Below are 395 nucleotides of genomic sequence, written 5' to 3'. Positions count from 1 at the left end.
GATGGAGGCCTGTCCTTCCGCCGCGGCGAGCGCAACCGCTTCCGCAAGCCAGCAATCGACGCCGAGCGGCAGATGCGGACCATGTTGCTCGACAGCGCCGAGCGGTAGAATGACGACGGGTTTATGCACGCCGGCTGTCGCGTGTCTTTCCGTATCCGGGGAGGTCATCAGCGCAAAGCTGGATCCAGGCGGGATCGGCAAGGCCGGAGCTGGCTCGTTCATCGTGCTGCCTCGACAAGCCGGGCCTTGGCGTAGGTCATGCCGGAATCGGCCAGGAGAGCGACCATGATGATTGCTCCCTTGTAGAGTTCGAGGCTGGACGGGTCCGTGCCGAACACCCGAAGCGCCGTCGTCAGCAGGCTGACGATCAGAGCGCCGACGACCGCGCCCCACAC

The 395-nt window shown here is 65.3% G+C and carries 1 protein-coding gene; it reads right to left on the bottom strand.

Annotated elements, in window-relative coordinates; genetic code table 11:
- Positions 1–168: creatininase family protein (locus EN742_RS37515; RefSeq protein WP_189375792.1), on the bottom strand; the 168-nt coding region annotated here is incomplete at its 3' end.
- Positions 169–395: the final 227 nt, after the last annotated feature.

Origin of the sequence: Mesorhizobium sp. M4A.F.Ca.ET.020.02.1.1 (assembly GCF_004022645.1) — a bacterium.
Classification (GTDB): domain Bacteria; phylum Pseudomonadota; class Alphaproteobacteria; order Rhizobiales; family Rhizobiaceae; genus Mesorhizobium.
This window is presented reverse-complemented; position numbering and strand designations above follow the sequence as displayed.